We start from the raw sequence: 21,316 nt of genomic DNA on the forward strand, positions 1-21,316 counted from the left end.
CTACGCGCCCTCGGCGCCGCCGTCACCCGGTGTGGCGGCGGGCGCCCCGTGCGCTCTGAGGCGGGCGGCGAGCGCCGCCGCGGCTTCGGAGAGCCCGGACCAGCGCCGGCCGCACAACAGCAGGTTGCGCTTCGCCCAGGGATTCGTCAGGTCCACGATCCGCAGGTCGTAGGTACGCCGCCAACGGACGACCGCGCGCGCGGGAACCACGGCGATGCCGACGCCGGCCGCTACCGCGCCGCAGATCGCCTCCGTGGTCGGCAGATGCGCCCGGTAGCGAGGCCGGAGCCCGAGCGGCTGGGTCTGCCCGCTCAGATGCTCCTGCAACGGGTTCCCCTCGGTGTAGCCGACGAACGGGTGGCCGAGGCACTCGCTGAACGCGACATGAGCACGCGCGGCCAGAGCATGGCCTGGCCGGGTGATGACGACCAGCGGGTCGGGACGCAGCACCGCCCGTTCCAGCCGGCCCGAGTCCACGGTATCGGCGATGATCCCCAGTTCCGCCCGGCCGTCGGTGACGGCGGCGACTATCTCATGGCTCGGCCGCTCCTCCAGTTCCAGATCGATGTCGGGATTGTCGGCCAGGAAGTCGACTATCACCGACGACACGAGCGTTTCGGTCGCCGAAGTGTTCGCCGAGATCACCAATGTGGACCGCAGGCCGTCGGAATATCGGGACAATTCAGAACGCATTCGAGCAATCTGCCCAACGACCTCACGGGCATGGGCCACCAGCAGCCACCCTGCCGGTGACGGCACAACGCCACGGCGATGCCGGATCAGAAGCGGCGCCCCCAGAGCCTTCTCCATCGCATTGATCCTCGCGCTGGCCGAGGCCAGCGACAGGTGCGACCGGTCCGCACCCCCGGTGATGCTGCCCTGGTCCACCACCTGCAGGAACAGCTGGAGATCGGTCAGGTCGTACGCCATGGCCGAGACGCTACTCCCATCAGTCCCATCCCGAGGAGCCTCCGGCTGGGCCGAAGGCTCACTCCCAAAAAGACTCATTGTGAACTCGGGCCCGAACGCCCAGACTTTGAACGGCGGATATCCATCACTCCCCTCTTCGGAGGTATCGATGTCATCTCAGGTCGAGCCGGCCGAAGTCGCCGAGAGCCGCATCGCCACGGACTGGAGCCTGGACCAGTGGGCGGACCGGCTGATCGATCAGGCTGGATTCGGAGTCACCGTCCTCGACCGCCACGGAACGGTGATGTATTACAACAAGTGGGCTTCGGAGCACCTCGACCGGAAGCCCGAATACATCGGAAACGACGTCCGGAAGCGACATCGCCGAGCGGTGACCAATCCCCGTTTCGACGCCATGCTCCGGCTTTTCGAGGAAGGCCGCGTCGAGCCGGTACGTTACGTCGCCAGGCCCTACGGAAGAACCACGATCCTGGTCACGGTCTCACCGATCCGGGTCGATGGCGAACTGGTCGGTTTCTCTCAGGTCGTGCTTCTCAAGGACGAAATACAGGAGCTCTGCGCGCGCTTCGACGAGTCGGGACGCGAATCCTTCGAGAGGGAAATGCTGCCTGATACTCCAGCCGTAGCTCGGGACCCCGCTGCCGGCCAGTGCTCCGGCCGTAGAGCCTGATCACGTGTCGTCGCCGGCGGACCAGCACAGCAGGTCGGTCGTGCTACGGGCGGTGCGGACAGGCACCCGCCCCACCGTGGGTTTGGGCTTGGCTCCCGTTCGGGGATGCGCCTGCGCCTCGGACGTTCCCAGCGGGGCGCCGGTCGCGACCGCGGCGGATCCGGCCAACACGGCTCGGCGAGCCCAGACGGAACCGACCTGCCGTACATCAGATGACATGTCAGATGTGATCGCTAAGGTCACCGCCATGAGTGACACCGACAACGCATGGCGTGAACTTCTCGGGCAGGCACCGGGGTTCACGACGATAGGCACGAGCGAGGCTGATATCGCCGAGCAGGAGGAACGTCTCGGGATACGCCTCCCGCCGAGTTATCGCGCCTTCCTCCGCGTCGCCAACGGATGGGGGGAGGGCATCTTCCGGCCCGTCCACGAGATCGGGCGGGTGCGAGCCCTCGCCCCATGGCTGGCCGAACTGGCGGACCCCGATCCCCTCTACCCGATCGACAGTGCGTCAGATGAGGACTACTTCGTCTACGGCGACGAGCAGGATTCCGTGTTCTACCGCCCCGAATACCTCCCCGATTCCATCCTGATCGGACAGTTCGACGACGGCGACTTCTTCCTCAACCCGCACGTCGTCAGCCCGGCGGGAGAATGGGAAGCGTGCTTCGCGGCCGCGTGGCTGCCGGGCGTCGAGCGTCATCGCAGCTTCTTCGACCTTGTGGCTGGTGACATGGACAGATTCAAGGATTTCCAACCCGATGCGGGCTGATCATCGCGGACTTCACCGTCCCGTCGGGACCGGTGTTCGCAGGACCCGCCCGCGTCATGCCTGGGGCGACGGCCGTCCTGCTCTTGCATGCGCGTATCCGGCTCCTGCGAAGAGAGTCCGGAGCGGTTATGCCTTGTTGCCGTGGATCGGAATGCGAGCGGTGACCCGCCACCCGTTGGCGGCCGGTCCCGCTGTGGCTGTTCCACCGAGTTCTTCCGCGCGTTCGGCGATTGATCGAAGCCCGACGCCGGGGCGCCACCTGGTGGGCTTGCTTCCATCGTCGCTCACGTCGATGTGCAGGTGGTCGTCGATGCGCAGGGATATGCAGCAGTTGCGGGCACTGGAGTGGCGTAACACGTTCGTCAGTGCCTCCTTCGCGATCCGGTATGCCGCGAGTTCGACCGCCGGGGACAGGGCGGGCATGGGATGGGGCACCTCGACCTCGACGGCGATCTCCCGTTCCGCCTGCCTGGGGACGGCTGCCACGTGTTCGCGAAGGGCACCGTCGAGCCCGAGTTGATCGAGTTCTATGGGGCGCAGGCCGTAAACGATGGTCCGTACGTCGTTGATGACCGTTCGAAGGTCGGCGCGCACCTCGCCGATCAGCCGACCGGCGGCTTCGACATCGGACCGAAGCAGGTTGGACGCCGCATCAGCACGGAATGCCACGCTGGTCAGTGAAGGGCCGAGGCCGTCGTGAAGCTCGCGCTGTAAGCGCACGCGCTCCGCTCCCGCGGCTTCCACGGTGGCGACGCGGGCCTGGCGCACCTGCTCGGTCAGCTGGAGCGCGTGCAGTGCGACCGCGAGAGGGGTGCCGATCAGACCGAGCGTGTCGCGGTCGGCGGTGTGCAGGCTCCGTTCGCCGCGGCGCAGCTCGACGCGGACCGTCCCGACGTGGTCGCCGCGGTACCGCAGCGGAACCTCGACGGTCGGGCCCTCCTGCGATGTGCCCGCCTGAGCGAGGAGAGCGCCGTCCGCCGTGGACAACTCGATCCACGGGATGCGCAGGGCGGTGCGGGTGCGGTCGAGCACACCACCGAGATCGTCCTCGTGATGCAGCGTCTGCCCGATCTGCTGCGCGGTGCGGGCGGGGTCGGACCGGCCGCCGTAGAAGGCGCGATCGGTGAGGCGCCGCATCAGCAGCAGTACGGGCGTGAACGCGATCGACACCACGATCGCGGCACCGGCTTGGGCGCCCCGCTCGACGGTGGGGGGAACGAGCATGGAGAACGTGGCGACGAGGCCGGCGTACAAGGCGACGATCACGGTCAGCGTCAGGCCGTACAGCAGCGTGCGGGACAACACCAGCCGGATGTCGAACAACTGGTGACGCACGATCGCCACGCCCACGGCCAGGGGGATCATCACGAAGGACAGCAGCAGGAGGATCGGTCCGTTGCCGGTGATCCAGCGCTGTGTGTTGAGCAGGATCATGGCGATCAGCGCGAGGATGAGCCACAGCAGCTGCCGCTTCGTCCGCTCGTCGCCGCGCAGGTACCGGACGACGAGCGCCGCGACCCACGCGATGTTCAGGGGGATGAACAAAAGGTCGAAGACCGCGTCGGCGAGGTTGGGCTGCACGATTCCCACGGTGAGAATCGACGTGACGCCGGGATGGTCGAAGAACGTGCCGTCCGACAGGACGCTGCTGACGGTTTCGTACAGACCGGCGACGATCGTCAGCCACAGGACGGGGAGCCAGCGGCGTGACGGCAGCCGGCCGTCAGGAAAGACCAACAACGCGATGTTGGCGAGGAAGCCGATGCCCAGCTGCCAGCCCGCGAAGTAGAAGGTGACCAGCGTGCGCTCCAGTGGCAGTGGCCAGCCGTGCTGGAGCCAGTACGTCAGCAGCATGCCGCCGGCCGCGGTGACCAGATGCCCCAGGCCGCTGATCATGAACAAGGTGCCGACCAGGTGCCCCGGCCGGTACCACCCGATGACCGAGGCGGGCAGGACGAACCCGACGCCGAACACGATGTTGGTGATCGCGTAGGTGTCCACCCACTCCCGCCAGGAGACGCCGGACAGGTGGGCGAAGACGATCGCGACGCCGGTCAGGACGAGGCCCGCGACTCCCGCCACGATGACACCGGCGCGGGCGCGCCTGTCAGCCACGGCGTCCCAGCCCGGCGTCCTTGGCGATCACGATGGCCTGGCCGCGGGTGGCGACGCCGAGTTTCATCAAGATCGTCGAAACGTGGTTGGCGACCGTCTTGTGCGAAAGGTGCAACCGCAGCGCGATGGCGCCGTTGGTCGCTCCTGTGGCCACCTCGTCCAGAACCTCGCGCTCACGGGGGGACAACTGCGGGAGAGGCTGCTCCCGCGCCGACAGCCGGTCGATGAGCCGTCCGGCGACCGCCTGCGAGAAGATCGCATCACCTGCGGCCACCGCCCGGATCGCGCGCTCGATCTCATCCGACTCTGCAGTCTTCAGCAGGTAGCCGCGGGCGCCCGCCCGGAGCGCCTCGGACACCATCGAGTCCTCGCTGACCATCGTCAGGACCAGGACCGCCGTACCCGGATAGTCGCGCACCACCCGCGCGGTCGTCTCCACACCGTCCATCACGGGCATGTGCAGATCCATGACGACCACATCCGGGCGATACAGCGCAATCTCCCGCAGCGTCGCCTCGCCGTCCCCGGCTTGGGCCACGACCTCGATGCCAGGAAGGGTGTCGAGCAGAAGCGCGAGTCCACGCCGCAGCGCCGGGTGATCGTCGGCGAGGAGTACCCGTAATGCGCCGCGAGTGTCGCGATCCGTCTCCATGCGCACAGTATGACGATCTCGGGGTGGCGCGGTAAGGCGCACGATCACGGCCGCCGTAGGGCGGTGTTCCCGATTCCGCCGGGAATCTCTCCCGCTCCGGCGGCCCCTCTCAGGAAGGCCGACTCATCCACGCGCGGCACCCGTCTTCGCAGACTGATGTTCCACGTCACCCGGAAGGAGCCATGCGATGCGCGACGCCGGCCCCGGCAAGGCGCTGATCCCGCCTACCGCACGGTGGGGGTTGGTCATCGCGGCGATGTGCGCCGGTTCGGACATCGCCGTATCCGTCCATCGGCTGCCGCCGGACCCCCTGGTGGCGTCGGTGGTTCTCGGATTCGCTCTTCTCACCCTCACGGCGATTCCGCCAGCGTGGCGCGAGGTGGTCTGGGCCCGCAACACGGTCGTGTCCGCCCAGGCGCTGACGGCGGCGACCGGCGTGCCGGCGTTCGTACTCCCCGCGGTCCCTCCGCTCGACGTGATCATCTCCGCCGCACGGCTCGTCGTCGCCCTGGTCGTCGCGGCGCTGCTGCTCACGACCCACCCGATCACCTGACACCGCCCTTCGTCACGCCACCCACCGGCCCGCCGTGGCCGCCGTAAAAAGGACCGACATGCACCACTTCTCCCGCGCCCGTGTCTTCGGCGCCGCCGGCATCGCCGGGGGCCTGTTCTTCCTCGCCGGGTGGGCCGTCGTGCTCGGCGATCCAGCGGACAAGACGACCTCCTGGTACGTCGGAAACACGCTCGGCGACATCGCCTGCTTCGCGGTCGCCGTGCTCACCGCCGGGCTCGCCCTATTGCAGGAAGCCGGGTCTGGCCTGCCGTCCCGGATCACGCTGGCTCTGTGGCCGGTCGGCTGGGTGCTGCTGGGCATCGGCGGGATCGTCATGCTCACGACCGGCCAGGACAACGTGCTCCTGCCGATAGGCGGTCTCGGGTCGACGCTCGTGGCGCTCGTGGCGGGGGTCCTCATCGCCCGAAGGGCCGACCTGCCGCGCGGCCGCCGATGGGCGCCCCTCGTCTACGGCGTCGGAGGTTTTGTACTCACCTTCGCCCAGAGCGACCGCCACGACCTGCTCACCAACATCGTCGACCTGGCAACCAACCTGCTGCTCCTCGCCGTAGGGATCGCCCTGTTCCTCGGCTCAGAAGCGCACCGGACGGTCGTGGGCGCAACAGTCACGGCACCGCGGCCAGCGGAGTAAGTCCCCCGCATTCTCCCGGGGCGGCCTCAAACGCGGCCGCCCCGAACGGAATGCAGCAAACCGCCGCACTCCCGTCGAAGTTCTGGCCCCGCTGGAGATCAACGCCCCAGCCGTCGGAATGGGATCACATAAACGGTGTGCGTGTCGCCACGTCAGCTGTCAGGGGTGGCGATGAGCCCACCCGCGAGCAGCGTCAACGGCACCAAGAGAACGCGAAGAGCCGCCTCGTGGCGCGATCGCCAGGCCGCGGCCACGGTCATCGGCCCACGGCGGTCACCGCGGCTGCTGTTCCGCGATGACCGCCCAGTCGTCCGCCCCGCGACCGTCGGCGATGGCCTGATCGAAGACAGTCCGCAGGAGTTCACCGATCGGGAGCGAAATGTTGTGGTCGTTCGCTGCGTCGAGCGCGAGGTGGAGGTCCTTGCGGCCCAGGACTGTGGTGAATCCGGGCGGCTGGTAGCGCCGTTCGGCAATCATCGACCCGTAGCCGGCGTAGACGGCTCCCGGGAAGAGTGTCGAGGTCAGCAGTTCGACGAACTGCCCCGAGTCGACACCGGCGCCTTCCGCGAGGCTGACAGCCTCGCCCAGCGACTGGATCGCACAGGCGATCAGGTAGTTCCCCAGGATCTTCACGATGTTGGCCTGCTCCGGACGATCGCCGAGTCGCCAGGTCCGCGAGCCGATCACGTCGAAGAGCGGCTGCACGCGGTCGATCAGCCCCTGCTCGCCCGCCGCGAGGATGTTGAGTGCTCCGGCTTCGGCGACCGGAACACGGCCGAAGACCGGTGCCGCGACGTACCCGACACCATGCTCAGCGTGCGCTGCGCCGGCCCGGCGAGCCAGGCCGGCGCTCACCGTCGCGAGGTTGACGTGAACGGTCCCGCCCGGGGCCTGAGCGAGAACACCGGAGTCGATGAACGTCTCGGCGACGGCCCGGTCATCGGCCAGGACCGAGAAGACCACCGGCGAGTGCATGGCCTCTGCGACCGAGGCGGCTCGACGGGCACCCGCCGCGACAAGCTCGTCCGCGGGCCTGTCGGAGCGGTTCCACACCACGACGTCGTACCCGGCCCTCAGGAGGTTGCGTGCGATGGGCCGCCCCATTGCTCCCAGACCGATGACCGCGATGTCACTCATGAGAACCCTCTCTGTGAACCACCTGAGGCAGTTCCACGATGTCACGCGGGATACGGTCGTGTCGAACCGGCTAAGGTGGTTCGCGAGGTGTTGTCGCTCGCCGCGGAGGCCGGAATGACCGAGGACGTACGTCGTGTGTTCCGAATGGACAACGAGGTCCTGGCGTTCCGGTTCACCGCCACCGTCAGCGATCGAGCCGGCATGGCGCCGCGAGAGCGGCTGACTGACCCCGCACGGCTGAAGATGTGGCTGCAGGCGACAGGGCTAGACGCCACGGACGTGTCGCCGACCGATCTGAAGGACGCCGTCGAGCTGCGCGAGGCGATCTACCGCATCGGGTCGGCGGTCGCCGCAGGTGAACAGCCCGATGCGAAGGACGTCCGCACTCTCAACACGGTCGCGGCCGCTGGGCACGCGAAGGCCGCGCTCAAAGGCGATCTCGCAGGATGGCGCCTGACCGAGACGACGCCTGTCGGTGACGCCCTCGGGGTCCTGGCCACAGATGCCATCCACATCCTCGGGGGCCCCCACCGCAGCCGCATCAAGAACTGCGAGGGCCCCGGATGCGCGGGGCTCTTCCTTGACACCAGCCGCGGAGCCAACCGCCGTTGGTGTTCCATGAACACTTGCGGCAACAAGGTCAAGAAGGCACGACTCGCCGAGAGCTGAGCCAGCAGCCGCGATCAGGCCCGGCAAGCCCGACCACCCGCGCAGCAACGGACAGGACACCGTCCGACTACCGGCTACCTCTCGATCGGCCCTCGTCTCATGCCCGTTGCCCCGGCCCGCCCGACAGCGCCGACCGCCGCCGAGCGCAAGCGGCTGAAGAAGATGGCCTACAGGCACAAGACCGAGTATCGGTTGCGCTTGCACGCGCAGGGCGTCCTGCGCGCGGCGCGCGGCGCTCCAACGCTCGCGTCGCCCGTGAGACGGGCACCATGGAGCGGGGCATCGCCACGTTCGTGTCAGCCTCCACTGTGCGTCGCCGGCGGGCCCAGGATTCGATCAACCCCTGGCAGCACCGCTCCTGGATCTTCATCGCGGACCCCGACTTCCGCGCCAAGGCCGAATGCGTGACAAAGCAGATCACCCCTTGGCCTTCATCCCCCGGAGGGGGCTTCCAGCCATCCGAGATTGCGGCGTCTCGATAGAAGGAGCAGGCGGGGCCGCGTCGGTGGGTGCGGGCGGGACTGCGTCGGCGGGCCAGGGGCGGGCGTTCAGGGCCTCGAGGGCCTGGCGGGCCATGGCTAGCTTCTCGTAGACGAACAGGACCGGGTGGCCGGCGGCCATCGTGACCGCGATGCGCAGGGCGGCCTGCGGTCCTTCGGCGGTGGCGAGGCCAATGCCGGGCCGGGCCCGGCGCATGGCCGCGGTGATCAGGCCGGTCATCTCACCGGGCCGGCGGCCGCGCTTGTCGGCGTCCTCGTAGACGACGACCCGGCCGAACCACGCGGCGACGGCCTCGGCCGAGCGAGCCACCAGGTCGTCGCGGCGGTCGCCGGGCAGCGTGATCGCGGCAACGGGCTCGCCGCCCCAGACATCGTTGATCATGCGGCCGGTCGCGTCGAGCGCTGCGGCGTTGTGGCCGTAGTCCAGGATCACCGGGCCGCCGCCGGCCAGGTAGACGTTGCCGCGCCCCGGGTTCGACTCGCCCGGCGTGAACGTGCCCAGCGCGCGCCGGATGTCCTTGACGCTGACCCCGAGCCCACGGCAGGCCGCCACCGCGGCCAGCGCGTTCGCGATCACGTGCGGGGCGAGCCCGCCGAACGCGCCGGGCAGCTCGGCCACGGTGAGCAGCGCCCGCTCCCGGTCCGTATCGAACTCGACCAGCTCGCCGTTGCGAAGCTCGTAGGCCAGGCCGCCCGCCTGCCGGTGCCGTTCGATGACCGGGTTGCCGTTCACCAGGCTGAAATACCTGATCACGGACGCGTGCCTGTGCACCCGCGGCCGGTCGGCGAGCGCGGCGACCACCGGGTCGTCGGCGTTCAGCACCACGGTCCCGCCCTCGCGAACCTCCTCGGCGACCAGCGCCTTTACCTCGACCAGCTCACCGAGATCTTCCACGCCGTCCGCGCCCAGGTGGTCGGCGGTGATGTTGGTGACCACGGCCACGTCGGCCTGGTCGTAGCCGAGCCCACCGCGGATGATCCCGCCGCGCGCCGTCTCCAGCACCGCGGCATCGATGCTGGTGTCGTCGAGCACCATGTCCGCGGACCGCGGGCCCGAGGCGTCGGCGTCGTAGACCAGCCGGCCGCCGGAGTAGACCCCGTCCGTGGTGGACATCCCCACCCGCATCCCGGCCTTGCTCAGGATGTGGCCGATCATGCGGACCGTCGTGGTCTTCCCGTTGGTCCCGGTGACCGCGACGACCGGGACCCGAGATGGAGCGCCGGGTGGGTACAGGCTGTCGATCACCGCGCCGGCCACGTCCCGCGGCGCGCCCTCCACGGGGGACAGGTGCATCCGCAGCCCCGGGCACGCGTTGATCTCGATCACGGCCCCGAGCTCAGCTTCACCGTGACCGGCCCCGCCGCACCGCATCGGTGCCGCGATGTCGGCCAGCCGCATGTCGATGCCACAGATGTCCAGGCCGACCGCGGCCGCGGCCCGGCGGCACACGTCGGCCACGTCCTCGTGCACCAGGTCGGTCACGTCGCGGCTGGTTCCGCCGGTGGACAGGTTCGCGTTCCGGCGCAGGGTCACGAGCCGGCCGCGGGCCGGGACCGACGCCGGGCCCAGGCCCTGGGTCTCCAGGTGCGCGAGCGCGCGCTCGTCCAGTTTTATCTTGGTCAGCTCTCGGGAGTGGCCCTCGCCCCGGCGGGGATCGGCATTCACCACGTCGACGAGTTGGGCGATGTCCGAGACACCATCCCCGGTCACCGACGCCGGCCGCAGCTCGGCCGCGGCCACCACCTGGCCGTCGACCACCAGCACCCGGTAGTCGGTGCCGGGCACGAACTTCTCCACGATCGCGCCCTCGCCGTCGGCCGCCGCCTGGGCGTATGCGGCGACCGCGGCCGCGGTGGTGGTCACGCCGACGGTCACATTGGCACCGTGGTTGCCGTGGAGCGGCTTGATCACGACCGGCCCGCCGAGCCGGCCCAGCGCCCCGGCGGCGTCGGCCGCGCTCCAGGCCACCACACCATCGGGCACCGGGATGCCCGCGCCCGTCAGCAGCTGCTTGGCCAGCATCTTGTCGGCCGCGATGTCCACACCGATCACCGACGTCTGCTCGGTCAGCGCGGCCCACACCAGCCGGCGATAGCGCCCGTAGCCGAGCCGCAGCATGCTCAGCTGACCGACCCGGCGGACCGGTATTCCCCGGCTACGGGCCGCGCCCGCGAGCGCGGCCGTACTCACGCCGAGGCGCTCCCGCTCCACGACCCGAGCGATCCTGGCCAGTTCGAGCGGCAGGTCGGGCATACGTTCAAGAAGAATGTGCTTGACCGTGGTGATGGCCAGTTCCAGCAGCTCGGCAGGCACCGAGGACTGCGCGGGCTCGTCCTGCGGGCACTCGGTCATCACGTCGTAGCGGCCGTCGGCGCCGGCCCACATGGTCCGGCCCAGGTACACGTCGCGGCCCACCAGGCTGGACAGCTCCAGCGCCACGTGCTCGGTGACGTGGCCGAAGTAGGTGCCCCCGGCCATCGCCTCCAGGAACCCGCCCGGACGCCCGGCCGCGCAGTGGTGCTCGGCCAGCCCGGGCAGGGCCGCGGTCAGCCGGCCGGCGAAGCCCGGGTACTCGGTGGTCTTCCGGTCGGTCAGCTCCTCGAGCTCGAGCCGCGCGACGGTGACCGGCCGGGTGCTGAATGAGTTAGGTCCGCTCAGGTGACGCAGGTCGTCGAGACGCACGTGACACTCCCCAAGGGTTGGGCGGATGGGCGGGCCGGCGGTGGTCAGTACCGGTCGTGCGCGGGCCCGATGGTGGCCTCGCGGGTCGCGATGTCGAAGACGCACCCGGCGGGCAGCAGGTGCAGCCGGACGCCGGACAGGGCGATCGGGTCTTCGTCCCCGGCGGCGTGGATGACCGTGGCGTTCCGCCCGTCAGCCACCGTGGCCACGCCGGTGCCGAGCACCTCGAAGCGGGTGCCGTCGACCAGGATCCCGGTGTTCTCGCCGATGCCGACGCCCAGGTACTCCAGGTCGAGCGCCATGGCGCTGAGCAGCCGGGGAAGCCGGGCGCGCTCGCTGAAGTGCGTGTCGATGATGAGCGCCTTCGGGAGCAGGCCGAGCCCGGGGCCGGTGCGGACCGTGGCGGCGGACACGCCGGGGCCTTCGCCGCCGAGGATCATCGTGCGGCCCATGGCGGTGGCGCCGGCGCTGGTCCCGGCGATGACCGCGCCGCCTGCGCGCAGCCGGCCGCGCAGGATCTCGTTGGCCCGCGTGCCGACCAGGGCGCGCAGCCGCGACTGGTCGCCGCCGGAGAAGAACACGCCCGTGGCGTCGTCGAGGAGCTTGGCCGCGGCTTCGCCGTCGGCGTCGGAGCGCCCGCGCAGCCGAAGTTCCCTGGTGCCCACGCCGAGCTTGCGGAACACCCGCTCGTAGTCGGCGTGCACCTCCTCGGGCACCCCGGTGGCCGTAGTGACCAGCACGATCCTGGCCGCCTCACCGCCAGACAGCTCCACGAACCGCTCAAGCAAGCCGGAACCGCGGCACTCGGCGCCCCCGATGACAAGCAGGTGGCCCAGATCGCCGGGCTTATCCCCTTCGTCCGCGTCCATGCTCCCTCCCCGACCAGTGGTTACCCTCAGTTGTCAAATATCAACCGATAGCAACCGGATCGGCCCGCATGGCCCGGTTTGGGAGCGCGGGTGCTCGCGTTACTCGGAGCACAGGGCGCCGCGGACGTGCCGGCCGTGCCCCTTCAGTAATGAGGGTCCGTACCTCCACACGCCTCGATCAGCCAGCACAAGGAGCCGGTGCCGAACGGCCATCCCGTCGTGGCCACGTCAATCCAGCCCCGCTCCGGCTCATCGTTTCCGGCGTTCCACCACCAGCTACATCCTCCGGCGGACACGACGGCACCCGCTCGACAACGCGGGTGAGGACCTCCCCCGCACGCGCGACAACATCCACGAGGTTCTCCGGCTCTTCACAGACGAGGGTGTAGTCGCGGCCTGAAGCCGCCGGTCTCGAACAGGGACCTGGCGATGTAGTTGGTGAGGTTGCCGGGGCGGTCGAAGTAGGCGAGCACGTCGTCGGTCCGCTTCTTCAGTGTCCGGCCGAGCGTGACGAGCTCGGTGAGGGCAGCCGGGACGCCGGCGCTGAGGGAGTCGATCAGCTTATCCATTAACTCCTTGCCGAGCTTGCGGTCAGGTTCGCGGTAGGCGGCGATCATCCGCACTGGTCAGGTTCAACGACACGGCAGGCTAGGACGGCACGGTCGGGGTCGAGTCGTTGGCCGGTGACATCGAGTCCGAGTTCGTCGAGTCGGCAGAAGGTGGTCAGATCAGCGCAGGCGAAGCCCGCGCCGACGGTAGCGTCGGGCACGTCGAGGTTTTCCGGATGGGCGGCGTAGGAACCCCATCCTTGAGAGACCTCGACCGATATCCGGCTCTCGACGCGCTGAACCATGACCGCCCGGCTCGACGTCACACTCCGCCCACCCCAAGTGTGAAGAGCCGGGAAGGTGATCACCGCGGGTGAACAAACGTCGCCCGGATTATCGAGCCTCGGGCGCAACCGCGGTCTTTGGGGGCCGGTGATCGTCCGGTGGCGTTTGGCCTGTCAGGCGCGGTCGTGGAGAGTGATCTGGTAGCCGTCGGGGTCGGCGAAGGTGAATGTCCGACCGAAGGGGCCGTCGATCGGTGCGGAGACGATGGTGTGACCGTCGGCGACGAGAGCATCGTGAATGGCCTGGACGTCTGTGGCGTGGAGCCAGATCGCGGCACCGATGCCGGGCTGAGCAGCGGATGCGAGATCGGTGCCGGGAACGATGTCGCGGAGTGCGAACGCGATCGGCTTCGTCTCGAAGACGACGGCGTGCGGAGGTCCGGCCTGCGAGCGGACGAGGCCGAGGTACTGCTCGTAGAACGCCTGCGATGCGTCGAGGTCGCGCGCTTGGAGCGAGATGAAGTCGGGGCCGGTGGCGGGCATGATGATGCTCCTTCTCTTCGTGTCAGTTTTCTGACATGGGCTAATCTATGTCAGAATACTGACATGAGTCAAAACGGTGTCGGCGTCGACCTGGAGACGTCACTGGGTTACCTGCTGAAAGAGGCGTCGAGCGCGCTTCGCGCAGCCATGGAGGAGGTGCTGCGGCCGCTCGGGATGAGCGTGACGCACTACTCCTGCCTCGAGCTGCTGGCTCAACGACCGGGCTTGTCGAACTCCGAGCTCGCACGGGGCGCGTTCGTGACCCGGCAGACGATGAACGTGCTGCTCCAGGCCCTGGAACGAGACGGCTACGTGACCAGGCCTGCGGAGGCACCCGTCGGGAAGGTTCTTCCCACGCGGCTCACGCCTCGCGGCCGACGGAGCCTCGAGAAGGCGACCATAGCGGTCCGGTCCGTCGAGGTCAGAATGCTGGCCGGCATGACCGAGACCGAGCAGTCCGACGCGTTCCGGATCCTGCAGAGCATGATCCGTTCCCTGCGCGATGGCAACGACGGTGCATAGCTCGTTCCCCGGCGCACGTCTCGTCCCGCCCGGATAGGACTGCAGCCGAGCATGAAATCCCTGCAGGCGACCTCGGAAACCGACAGACCCCGACTACACTCTCTTCTGCGATGAACCGGTTCTCCGCCGCGAAGAACACGCGCACCACGATAAAGGCTGGCTCATCATCGCTTGGCGGCCCGAACTCGATGCGGTGTAACTCATCCTTCGCGATGTCCATGATGCGAGAGTCTGAGGCACGGCCTTCTCGTCCGCACCTTCGTATCGCCGGCCCGTGCTGAGATGCGGCTCAGTTGAGCACGTGAATCCGCGGCGCTTCGGCGCTGACAGCCAGCGTCTGGTCACAGCGTTCGCAGACCAGCCCCGCCGGACGCACCAAGTTGGTCTGGATCGAGTTCTGCCCAGCTTGCCCAGCTTCAGGACAATAGGAGCCCAGATGCAGACGCACCCACGGGATCGTGCTCGGCGCCATCGCCCTCTGATCCCGCTTCGTATCGTGAAAGGGTGCCCACCAGAAATCGACGAGAACCCTGAGCGATAGGCACTGCGGTCCCTGAGTGTGATCGAACGCCGTGATCTGGACGGCGGAATAGTGCTCCCCATGCTCCTCGTCCGCGGTGCATACGGCTCGCTCGGCACCGCGCTGGAGGATGGTCGTACGGCGAGTGCGTTCGCAAATGAAACAGTCCAAGCTCAGCTCAACCTTGTCGTTCCAATACAGGTTGTGAGCGATGGACCGATGGACGGGATCGATCAACAGAGCGGCGCTGATCTCCACACGTCGCAACATCGCATTCCTCCATGGCATCCACGAGACCGTTGCTGTCAGCGTTGCTGTCACTGGCGGAGCATAATCGCTCGGGGCGTTTGGGCTGTTCAATGAAGGTGGTCAGGGGCAGGGTCGAACTGCCGACCCTCCGCTTTTCAGACGGACCAATGTCCCTGTTGGGCTCCACTGACACAAGGCCAGAGGGTGCTCATCGGTCGCCAGTGTGTGCCCAAGGTGGCGGCGCAGTTCCAGGAGAACAAAACCGCCACTTCATCGCCGACTCGTACTGCAGCTACCTCGGAGCGCAGCAACCACCTCGCCTACAAACTCGTGACCGATGAGTTGCATCGCGGGCCGGGCTGCCACGCCTTTGAACACCCACAGATCGCTGCCGCAGATGCCAGCTGCTACGACGCGGACGATGGCCTCGTGGGACGCCTCCAGTACGGGTCAGCGACCTGAACGCAGCGGATGTCGCCCGGCGCAGCGGACACTGTCGCCTTTACCGAGCATCCAGAAAGGTCAGTACGTCGGGGATCGTCGCGACCCGGGAACCCGTCCAATTTTCGACCTCGGGACGGCGACTATCGTAGGTGTTGGCGAGGCTAGGGGTTACAAGAACGGGATGCAGTCCCGCCTCTGCCGCACCGCGCAACTCCTCATCACTCCCGTCACCGATGTAAAGCGTTCGAACCGGTTGTGTCCTGATCTGCTCGAGAACGAGTTCATAGGAGAGGCGCTCAGGCTTGCGAACACGGGCCGAACAACTGAACACTGTGGTGTCGAAGTACGCACCGAGCGGGGTCCGGGGCAAGACCTCCGGAACATCTGGGGCGCAGTTCGTGAGTAGACCCATGCGAAGTCCGGCTTCCTTCAGCGTAGCCAGTGTCCGCTCGACACCGTCGAGCGGTTGCAGACTGGCCTGAGTGAAATCGGCGTACTGCTCGGCGGCGGCACGGCAGTTCTCCTGGCCGAGCGTGATCCCGGCTCGCTCGCCGATCCACGCGAAATTCGCTGCAACGGACTCGAAGTCACCAGAGACGCGATATGGGAAGGACTCGACCCACAAGCCATGGCACAGTTCGAAGTCCAGGCCGAGTGTCAGCGCACATTCGCGGATCGCAGAACTGTGCTCCGCTTTACGGAAGGGCGGCACGAGCGTGCCAAACAGGTCAAAAACCACAGCCCGCCAGGTCATCACGTTTCCCTGATCGATATTAGGTATTCGTATGCTACTGATCCTGAATGGCTAGCGTTACGTTACGTCCCCGTCTAGGTACTTTGCGGCCGTACAGCCGGGTCATGAGGTACCCCGACAGAGGCGGACTGTCGGCACAGGCACGAGCCAAGCGCGAGCAGATCCGCTTCGCCGCCGCCGACATGTTCGAGCAAGGACTCACCCCGCCCCAGGTCGCCCACCGGCTGCGCGTCACCCGTAAATCGGCCTGCGAGTGGCACCGCGCCTGGACGGCAGGGGGCAAGCAGGCACTGGCCTCCAAAGGCCCCGGCGGATCCACCTGCCGCCTGTCCGACGAGCAACTGCGCGAACTGCAAGCCGCGCTGGACGCCGGCCCCGCCGCCCACGGCTGGAGCGACGACCAGCGCTGGACCCTGGCCCGCATCACCACCGTGATCAAGGAGCTGTTCGGCGTCTCCTACACCCTGCGCGGCACCTGTTACCTGCTGCACCGCATCGGCTGGTCGCCCCAGCACCCCATCCGCCGCGCCGCCGAACGCAACGAGGAAGCGATCACCACGTGGGTGAAGGAGACCTGGCCCCATATAAAAGGGTCGCCCGCGAGCAGAAAGCGTGGATCTGCTTCCTCGACGAGTCCGGCCAAAGCCTTAGACCACCGCGGGGACGCACCTGGGCCCGCCGCGGCCAGACCCCCATCGTCCACGTCACCGGCAAGGGTTCGGGGAGGATGTCACTGGCCGGCCAGCCACTGGTACGTGATCTCGCTTTCCCCGAGATTCTTGGGCAGTCGAGAATTGACCGCAGGAGCGCCCCACGCCTGAGTTAGTCACCGGCCCCATTGGGCGGGCAGACGATAGAGCCCTTGCCGGGCTTGGTGGTGATGAGGCCCTGAGCGCGGAGTTGCTCCATCGCCTTGCGGACCGTGACGCGCGCAACGTCGAACTCTTCTTGTAGCTGCACCTCAGAGATCACAGTGCGAGACGGATAGGTACCGGTCGCGATGCGCTCGGCCACGACGTTCGCTATCTGCTCCCACTTGTAGAGCCCGGACTACACTCGCGGCGGCTCCGCGGGGAAGGGCAGCTGGCTCATCAAGATCGGCAAACCAGCCCGACGCTCGGCCGACCGCTGTCGGCGACCGGCCCGCGATCCTCTTCGGACAGCTCCTGCTGTTCCTCGGCCAACGAGCCCAAGGCGAACTGCTGATCGGCTCCCCGTTCTTCCAGGCGCACTGGCGCACCGAGTACGGCTCTGATCCGCCGTTCACCCGGGAGTTCATGCCTCCCGTAGAGATCCGCGACGTGGACGACCAGATCAGCACGGTGAAACGCGAGATGGAAACCGCCATCGACGCTACGTCTGCCACTTGCCGTTGACCATCAGATCCCGTCCTGCGATCTCGTCGACCTCGCGCCAGGCCTGGATCAGTTCCGGCAGGATGTGGAAGTACGAGTAGTCGCGCTGCTCGCGGGGGTCGAACCCGGTCTTGGCCGCGAACGCGTCGGCGACCTCGTCGGTGATCCCGTCGGCGACGACCGCGGATCCTTCGATCAGGACCACGTCGCGGGTCGGCCCGACCGTGAGCCGGACCCGGCTGCCGGCTATATCTGTTGTTTCGGGAAGAGTCGGGCAGGGTGATGCCTCCGCACGGTGATTGCATTGCCGCCGGAGTCTTACCTTCGGGGGTCAGCCCCGCAGGGTGGTGATGGCCTTCTCGATACGCCGCCGGCGCGTCTCGGGCTTCTTCGCGCTCTCGATGGCGCGTACATGCTCACGTTTGCGGCTGTACGCGAGATCGTCGTACGCGGCGCGGGTGACGGGGTCGGCGTCCAGAGCCTGTGCGAAGTCCTCTGGCTCGACGACGACGCGCGGCTCGGTGTCGAGCTCCAATTCGACCTCAACCTCGTCGCCGATCGCAACACCTGCGGCCTGCCGGTTGGCATTGCTGAGACCGAGCAGGCGGCGGCCGCGCAGGAGGGCGACCCGGCTCTTCCAGGAGTGCCCGTTGACTGTGATCGTCACGGGCGGCCGCGGGCCCCCGCCGAGCGCTGCTATCACCTCGGACGGAACTTCTAGGCCCCGCATGGGCTCAGGTGGCTCAACGTGGGCCCGAAACTTCATGATCTTCTCCTGCTCGTCCTGCCGGTTCACCGGCACTCGGGGTCACAACCGTCCGGGACGGCAGCGACAGCGCGCCCCACCGTCCCGGACGGTTGTGTGACAAAGTTCGCGGCTACTCCGCGTAGGGCTGATCTTCTGCCTGGGCGCTGTAGCCGAGACTCCAGATGTAGCCGTCCGGGTCGGCGAAGGTGCCGCCGTACCCGCCCCACGGCAGAGCGCCGGCGGGCTTGAGGACCGTGGCGCCGGCCTTCTCGGCCTCCGCCATGACCTCGTCGACCCGCGTCTCGCTGCGGACGACATAAGTCAGGACCAATCCACTGAAGCCGCTGCCTTCCTGGTCCGTACCCACCTGAGCGGCCAGGCCGTCACGGCCATAGAAGCCGACAGGCGAGGCTCCGTCCGATTCGAAGAACACCGAGATCCCGAAGTCGCTCTGGATCTTCCAGCCGAGCCCCTCGGTGTAGAACTGCTTGGCCCGATCCATGTCCCGGACGCCAAGAAGGATCGAGCTCACGTGTGCCTTCATGCCTTACTCCTATACAAAGATGGTTATGCGGTGCAGGGGTGGTCATGTGCCGGCCGGGCACCCAGGCAGGCCCCGGACGCCACCCCGGCGCGTGTGTCACTTGACGGTAGAAGCGGCAGCCCGACCGGTGCTTCTTCAAACCTGACCGATGCCGCCGGTGATGATCGCTCCTTCCGTTGATGCCAGCGGTCGAGGGCCACATAGGCGGGTCGCCACTGGTGCTGGTAGGCCTGGCGCGCCGGTTCGGTAAGTTGCGCCAGCATTGCGGCGACGGTCTGGGCGCTCGCGCCGTCCAGGAGCCACGGCAGGATTGTGGGTACGGCGGGACCGATCCGCTGGGCGTGGATCCGCCCGAAGCGATTCCACTGCTCGGGGGTGACGGCCGCCTGAATCAGCGGAAGCGCCTGGTCCTCCTCGTGCCTGAGGTGTCCGGCGAGGCCGGTGACCAGGGAATCGGTGAGATCCCCGAGCCGGTCCAACCCGTCCCCGGACGCGGCCAGTACCTCATCGATCGCCTCGATGACCTGGCCGATGGCGGCGTGTTCTGCCTCCATCGCCTCCAGCAGCGTCAGGTCGGCCGGCCGGTCGGCCAGGATCTGGCGCAGCATGGGCCACAGCACGTCGTCCTCGGTGGTGTGGTGGATGTGCAGGGAGGTCTTGAACAGCTCCCAGCCGGCGGCTGTGCGCAGGACGGCGCCCGGGTCGGCGCCGACCAGGGTGGTGACTCTGGCCAGGTGCTCGGCTTCCCGGCGCAGCGCGTCATGCATCGCATACATCGCCGTCGTGTCGAGCGCGTCGCTCACGGCCAACTCCTTCGACGGGGCCACCACTTGCGGTCTTGGACGTCTCCCACTGTGGAGTGGCGGCGTGCCAGCATCAACGTGAGGTTGCGAGCGATCCGATAACTTGGCGCTTATAACGCAACTAGGAACAACATGGAACTTAGGGACATCGAGATCTTTCTGACCCTGGCCGAGGAGCTGCACTTCGGCCGGACGGCCGCCCGGCTCCACGTGTCCCAGGCGCGGGTCAGCCAGGCGATCAGCCAGCAGGAACGCCGTATCGGGACCCCGTTGTTCGACCGCTCCAACCGCCGCCAGGTCCGCCTGACCCCGGTCGGCCGACAGTTGCGCGACGACCTGCTCCCGGTTTACGCGGGCCTACACGAAAGCCTCGAACGCGCCCGGATGGCATCCCGCGGCATCAACGCGCGGCTGCGGGTGGGCATGCTGCCCTTCAACGTCCACGACCTCCATCCCTACTGGCGGGCATTCCGCGACCGGCACCCGCAATGGGAACTGCAGTTGCGCCGAACCCCCTTCATCGACCCGTTCGCCGGGCTCCGCAACGGCGACATGGACGTACTGATCGCCTGGCTACCCGTGGAAGAACCCGATCTCACCGTGGGCCCGATCCTGTTCACCGACCCACGAGTCCTCGCCGTCTCCGCCGAGCATGAATTGGCCGGCCGGTCCTCCGTACCCCTGGAAGCGCTCGGCGGCTTCCGACACGCCACCGCCCCCCACATGCCGGACTACTGGGAGAACAGCTACCTCCCCTTCCACACCCCGCGTGGCCAGACCATCGAACGGATCGAACCCATCACCAACCCCGACGAGCTGATCAACCTGGTCAGCACCGGCGAGATCGTCCACAACTTCCCCGCCCACGTCACCCGATATTGGGCGATGGCGCACCTGCAGTGGCTACCCATGCCGGACATGCCACGCCTGACCTACGCCCTGATATGGCAGACCGAGGCCGAAACCGACCTGATCCGAGCACTCGCCCAGACGATCCACGACCTCGGCCCCGCCCACGGCTGAGCAACGGCCCGGCACAAATCCTGCCCATCCGCGAGCACGCCCGCCGACTGATCGCCGCCTGCATGCGCCTGGGCAACGATCCCGACCTGGCCGATCCCGGCTCATCCCATGGGCCCACATGCTCGGCTTCCGCGGGCCACTTCTCCACCAAAAGCCGCCGCTACTCCACCACCCGCGGCGCCCTCCGCGCCGCCCGCGAAGAACACATGCGCACCGAATAGATCACCACCGGACGACTCCCGCTCTTGACGACTCCCGCTCCTCAGGAGGACGCCGTCCTCGTCATCGCCCACTGGCAGTACGCCGGACAGGGCCTGTCTCTCGGGGAGCAGCTGCAGCCTTGAGGCGCTGCTGTCGTTCCATGGAGGCGTCCATCCGTCGAGTGTTATCCGCACCTGGTGGTTGCGCTCAACATGGTCGGCGACATGACCTTCCACCTGCGCGCCAAGCTGCGGAAGCTCGAAATCCTGAGGCATGCCGACCACCTCCGCCAGGCCCACAGCATCACGGACGCCGTAGATCCTCACGAAGATGCCGAACGGTTGCCGGCCGATGACCGTCGCGGTGATGCGCTTACCTACCGGGAGTACCTGGCACGTGGCAGGCCAGGCCTCCTGGATCTTCTTAGCCGCCTCTGGTCCGATGTGCGGCCACACGTACTCGTCCACGCCTTGACCTCACAGATGGCTCACCGTTGGACGGCGCATTGTCGTCATCGCTGTCGTCAGAACAACGAAAACGCCCCGGAGCATAATCGCTCGGGGCGTTTGGTCT

The 21,316-nt window shown here is 67.8% G+C and carries 25 protein-coding genes, 1 tRNA gene and 2 pseudogenes; 9 read left to right on the forward strand and 19 right to left on the reverse strand.

Going from position 1 to position 21,316, the window contains the following annotated elements; translation table 11 throughout:
• The gene (locus ACGFIB_RS24690; RefSeq protein ID WP_357248865.1) at positions 1–930 is read right to left on the reverse strand and encodes a LysR family transcriptional regulator; all 930 of its coding nucleotides are present in this window, start codon (positions 928–930) and stop codon (positions 1–3) included.
• Positions 931–1,078: 148 nt separating this feature from the next.
• On the opposite strand from ACGFIB_RS24690, the gene ACGFIB_RS24695 reads away from it, so the two are divergent.
• Positions 1,079–1,600, forward strand: a complete 522-nt coding sequence (locus ACGFIB_RS24695) for a PAS domain-containing protein (RefSeq protein WP_393375235.1) — start codon at positions 1,079–1,081, stop codon at positions 1,598–1,600.
• A 247-nt stretch (positions 1,601–1,847) separates the two neighbouring features.
• Positions 1,848–2,375, forward strand: a complete 528-nt coding sequence (locus ACGFIB_RS24700) for an SMI1/KNR4 family protein (protein ID WP_393375237.1) — start codon at positions 1,848–1,850, stop codon at positions 2,373–2,375.
• A gap of 126 nt (positions 2,376–2,501) precedes the next feature.
• Here the strand turns inward: ACGFIB_RS24700 and ACGFIB_RS24705 are convergent, their stop codons facing one another.
• Positions 2,502–4,490, reverse strand: coding sequence for a sensor histidine kinase (locus ACGFIB_RS24705; protein WP_393375239.1), 1,989 nt, complete (start codon positions 4,488–4,490; stop codon positions 2,502–2,504).
• The gene (locus tag ACGFIB_RS24710; RefSeq protein ID WP_393375624.1) at positions 4,483–5,142 is read right to left on the reverse strand and encodes a response regulator transcription factor; all 660 of its coding nucleotides are present in this window, start codon (positions 5,140–5,142) and stop codon (positions 4,483–4,485) included. Before ACGFIB_RS24710 ends, ACGFIB_RS24705 begins: the two co-directional genes overlap by 8 nt.
• Positions 5,143–5,329: 187 nt before the next feature.
• Between ACGFIB_RS24710 and ACGFIB_RS24715 the strand changes: the two genes are divergently transcribed.
• Together ACGFIB_RS24715 and ACGFIB_RS24720 are read left to right on the forward strand one after the other, a co-directional pair.
• Positions 5,330–5,695, forward strand: a complete 366-nt coding sequence (locus tag ACGFIB_RS24715) for a hypothetical protein (protein WP_393375242.1) — start codon at positions 5,330–5,332, stop codon at positions 5,693–5,695.
• Between the two features lie 58 nt (positions 5,696–5,753).
• Positions 5,754–6,347: a hypothetical protein gene (locus tag ACGFIB_RS24720; RefSeq protein WP_393375245.1), complete on the forward strand. Its 594-nt coding sequence runs from the start codon at positions 5,754–5,756 to the stop codon at positions 6,345–6,347.
• A 273-nt stretch (positions 6,348–6,620) separates the two neighbouring features.
• On the opposite strand, the gene ACGFIB_RS24725 is transcribed toward ACGFIB_RS24720, so the two are convergent.
• On the reverse strand, positions 6,621–7,676 hold the full coding sequence (locus ACGFIB_RS24725) for an NAD(P)-dependent oxidoreductase (RefSeq protein WP_393375627.1): 1,056 nt from the start codon (positions 7,674–7,676) through the stop codon (positions 6,621–6,623).
• Here ACGFIB_RS24725 and ACGFIB_RS24730 point away from each other — a divergent pair.
• Positions 7,599–8,153 carry a CGNR zinc finger domain-containing protein gene (locus ACGFIB_RS24730; protein ID WP_393375247.1) on the forward strand — a complete coding sequence of 185 codons (555 nt, stop codon included), beginning with the start codon at positions 7,599–7,601 and terminating at the stop codon, positions 8,151–8,153. The genes ACGFIB_RS24725 and ACGFIB_RS24730 overlap by 78 nt on opposite strands.
• A gap of 417 nt (positions 8,154–8,570) precedes the next feature.
• Here ACGFIB_RS24730 and cphA read toward each other — a convergent pair whose 3' ends face one another.
• The 5 genes and pseudogenes from cphA to ACGFIB_RS24755 all read right to left on the reverse strand — a co-directional run bounded on the left by cphA (position 8,571) and on the right by ACGFIB_RS24755 (position 13,580).
• Positions 8,571–11,336: a cyanophycin synthetase gene (gene cphA / locus ACGFIB_RS24735; RefSeq protein ID WP_393375249.1), complete on the reverse strand. Its 2,766-nt coding sequence runs from the start codon at positions 11,334–11,336 to the stop codon at positions 8,571–8,573.
• A 44-nt stretch (positions 11,337–11,380) separates the two neighbouring features.
• Entirely contained in the window at positions 11,381–12,205 is an 825-nt protein-coding gene (locus ACGFIB_RS24740; protein WP_393375252.1) for a cyanophycinase, read from the reverse strand.
• Between the two features lie 371 nt (positions 12,206–12,576).
• A pseudogene (locus ACGFIB_RS24745) lies at positions 12,577–12,825 on the reverse strand (ISL3 family transposase); the annotation flags it as partial.
• Positions 12,822–12,974: pseudogene (locus ACGFIB_RS24750) on the reverse strand (ISL3 family transposase); the annotation flags it as partial. The pseudogenes ACGFIB_RS24745 and ACGFIB_RS24750, both read right to left, overlap by 4 nt.
• Positions 12,975–13,211: 237 nt before the next feature.
• Positions 13,212–13,580 (reverse strand): VOC family protein, encoded by a 369-nt coding sequence (locus ACGFIB_RS24755; protein WP_030510433.1) that lies wholly within the window; start codon positions 13,578–13,580, stop codon positions 13,212–13,214.
• Positions 13,581–13,643: 63 nt separating this feature from the next.
• On the opposite strand from ACGFIB_RS24755, the gene ACGFIB_RS24760 reads away from it, so the two are divergent.
• Positions 13,644–14,102 carry a MarR family winged helix-turn-helix transcriptional regulator gene (locus ACGFIB_RS24760; protein WP_393375255.1) on the forward strand — a complete coding sequence of 153 codons (459 nt, stop codon included), beginning with the start codon at positions 13,644–13,646 and terminating at the stop codon, positions 14,100–14,102.
• Between the two features lie 289 nt (positions 14,103–14,391).
• On the opposite strand, the gene ACGFIB_RS24765 is transcribed toward ACGFIB_RS24760, so the two are convergent.
• The 4 genes from ACGFIB_RS24765 to ACGFIB_RS24780 all read right to left on the reverse strand — a co-directional run bounded on the left by ACGFIB_RS24765 (position 14,392) and on the right by ACGFIB_RS24780 (position 16,069).
• On the reverse strand, positions 14,392–14,943 hold the full coding sequence (locus ACGFIB_RS24765) for a hypothetical protein (protein ID WP_393375258.1): 552 nt from the start codon (positions 14,941–14,943) through the stop codon (positions 14,392–14,394).
• 45 nt (positions 14,944–14,988) lie between these two features.
• Positions 14,989–15,058 (reverse strand) — tRNA-Phe (locus ACGFIB_RS24770).
• Positions 15,059–15,141: 83 nt separating this feature from the next.
• Positions 15,142–15,315 carry an alcohol dehydrogenase catalytic domain-containing protein gene (locus ACGFIB_RS24775; RefSeq protein ID WP_393375629.1) on the reverse strand — a complete coding sequence of 58 codons (174 nt, stop codon included), beginning with the start codon at positions 15,313–15,315 and terminating at the stop codon, positions 15,142–15,144.
• Between the two features lie 58 nt (positions 15,316–15,373).
• Positions 15,374–16,069, reverse strand: coding sequence for an HAD family hydrolase (locus tag ACGFIB_RS24780; RefSeq protein WP_393375261.1), 696 nt, complete (start codon positions 16,067–16,069; stop codon positions 15,374–15,376).
• A gap of 104 nt (positions 16,070–16,173) precedes the next feature.
• Here ACGFIB_RS24780 and ACGFIB_RS24785 point away from each other — a divergent pair, with 104 nt between their 5' ends.
• Positions 16,174–16,890 carry a helix-turn-helix domain-containing protein gene (locus ACGFIB_RS24785; protein WP_393375263.1) on the forward strand — a complete coding sequence of 239 codons (717 nt, stop codon included), beginning with the start codon at positions 16,174–16,176 and terminating at the stop codon, positions 16,888–16,890.
• A gap of 1 nt (position 16,891) precedes the next feature.
• Here ACGFIB_RS24785 and ACGFIB_RS24790 read toward each other — a convergent pair whose 3' ends face one another.
• The 5 genes from ACGFIB_RS24790 to ACGFIB_RS24810 all read right to left on the reverse strand — a co-directional run bounded on the left by ACGFIB_RS24790 (position 16,892) and on the right by ACGFIB_RS24810 (position 19,519).
• A complete protein-coding gene (locus tag ACGFIB_RS24790) occupies positions 16,892–17,095 on the reverse strand; it encodes a GntR family transcriptional regulator (protein ID WP_393375632.1) in 204 nt (67 codons plus the stop codon).
• A 327-nt stretch (positions 17,096–17,422) separates the two neighbouring features.
• Positions 17,423–17,629: a hypothetical protein gene (locus tag ACGFIB_RS24795; protein ID WP_393375266.1), complete on the reverse strand. Its 207-nt coding sequence runs from the start codon at positions 17,627–17,629 to the stop codon at positions 17,423–17,425.
• Positions 17,630–17,755: 126 nt separating this feature from the next.
• Positions 17,756–18,190 carry a YdeI/OmpD-associated family protein gene (locus ACGFIB_RS24800; RefSeq protein ID WP_393375634.1) on the reverse strand — a complete coding sequence of 145 codons (435 nt, stop codon included), beginning with the start codon at positions 18,188–18,190 and terminating at the stop codon, positions 17,756–17,758.
• Between the two features lie 112 nt (positions 18,191–18,302).
• On the reverse strand, positions 18,303–18,716 hold the full coding sequence (locus ACGFIB_RS24805; RefSeq protein WP_393375268.1) for a VOC family protein: 414 nt from the start codon (positions 18,714–18,716) through the stop codon (positions 18,303–18,305).
• Positions 18,717–18,739: 23 nt separating this feature from the next.
• Positions 18,740–19,519, reverse strand: a complete 780-nt coding sequence (locus ACGFIB_RS24810) for a hemerythrin domain-containing protein (RefSeq protein WP_393375271.1) — start codon at positions 19,517–19,519, stop codon at positions 18,740–18,742.
• Between the two features lie 132 nt (positions 19,520–19,651).
• On the opposite strand from ACGFIB_RS24810, the gene ACGFIB_RS24815 reads away from it, so the two are divergent.
• Together ACGFIB_RS24815 and ACGFIB_RS24820 are read left to right on the forward strand one after the other, a co-directional pair.
• Positions 19,652–20,542, forward strand: a complete 891-nt coding sequence (locus tag ACGFIB_RS24815) for a LysR family transcriptional regulator (protein ID WP_393375274.1) — start codon at positions 19,652–19,654, stop codon at positions 20,540–20,542.
• Positions 20,464–20,763, forward strand: a complete 300-nt coding sequence (locus ACGFIB_RS24820) for a replication initiator (RefSeq protein ID WP_393375277.1) — start codon at positions 20,464–20,466, stop codon at positions 20,761–20,763. Before ACGFIB_RS24815 ends, ACGFIB_RS24820 begins: the two co-directional genes overlap by 79 nt.
• Here the strand turns inward: ACGFIB_RS24820 and ACGFIB_RS24825 are convergent.
• Complete coding sequence (locus ACGFIB_RS24825; RefSeq protein ID WP_393375644.1) at positions 20,644–21,210, reverse strand: hypothetical protein; 567 nt, start codon at positions 21,208–21,210, stop codon at positions 20,644–20,646. The genes ACGFIB_RS24820 and ACGFIB_RS24825 overlap by 120 nt on opposite strands.
• Positions 21,211–21,316 lie beyond the last annotated feature (106 nt).

The organism is Microbispora bryophytorum (genome assembly GCF_043197435.1).
GTDB classification, from domain to species: Bacteria; Actinomycetota; Actinomycetes; order Streptosporangiales; family Streptosporangiaceae; genus Microbispora; species Microbispora bryophytorum.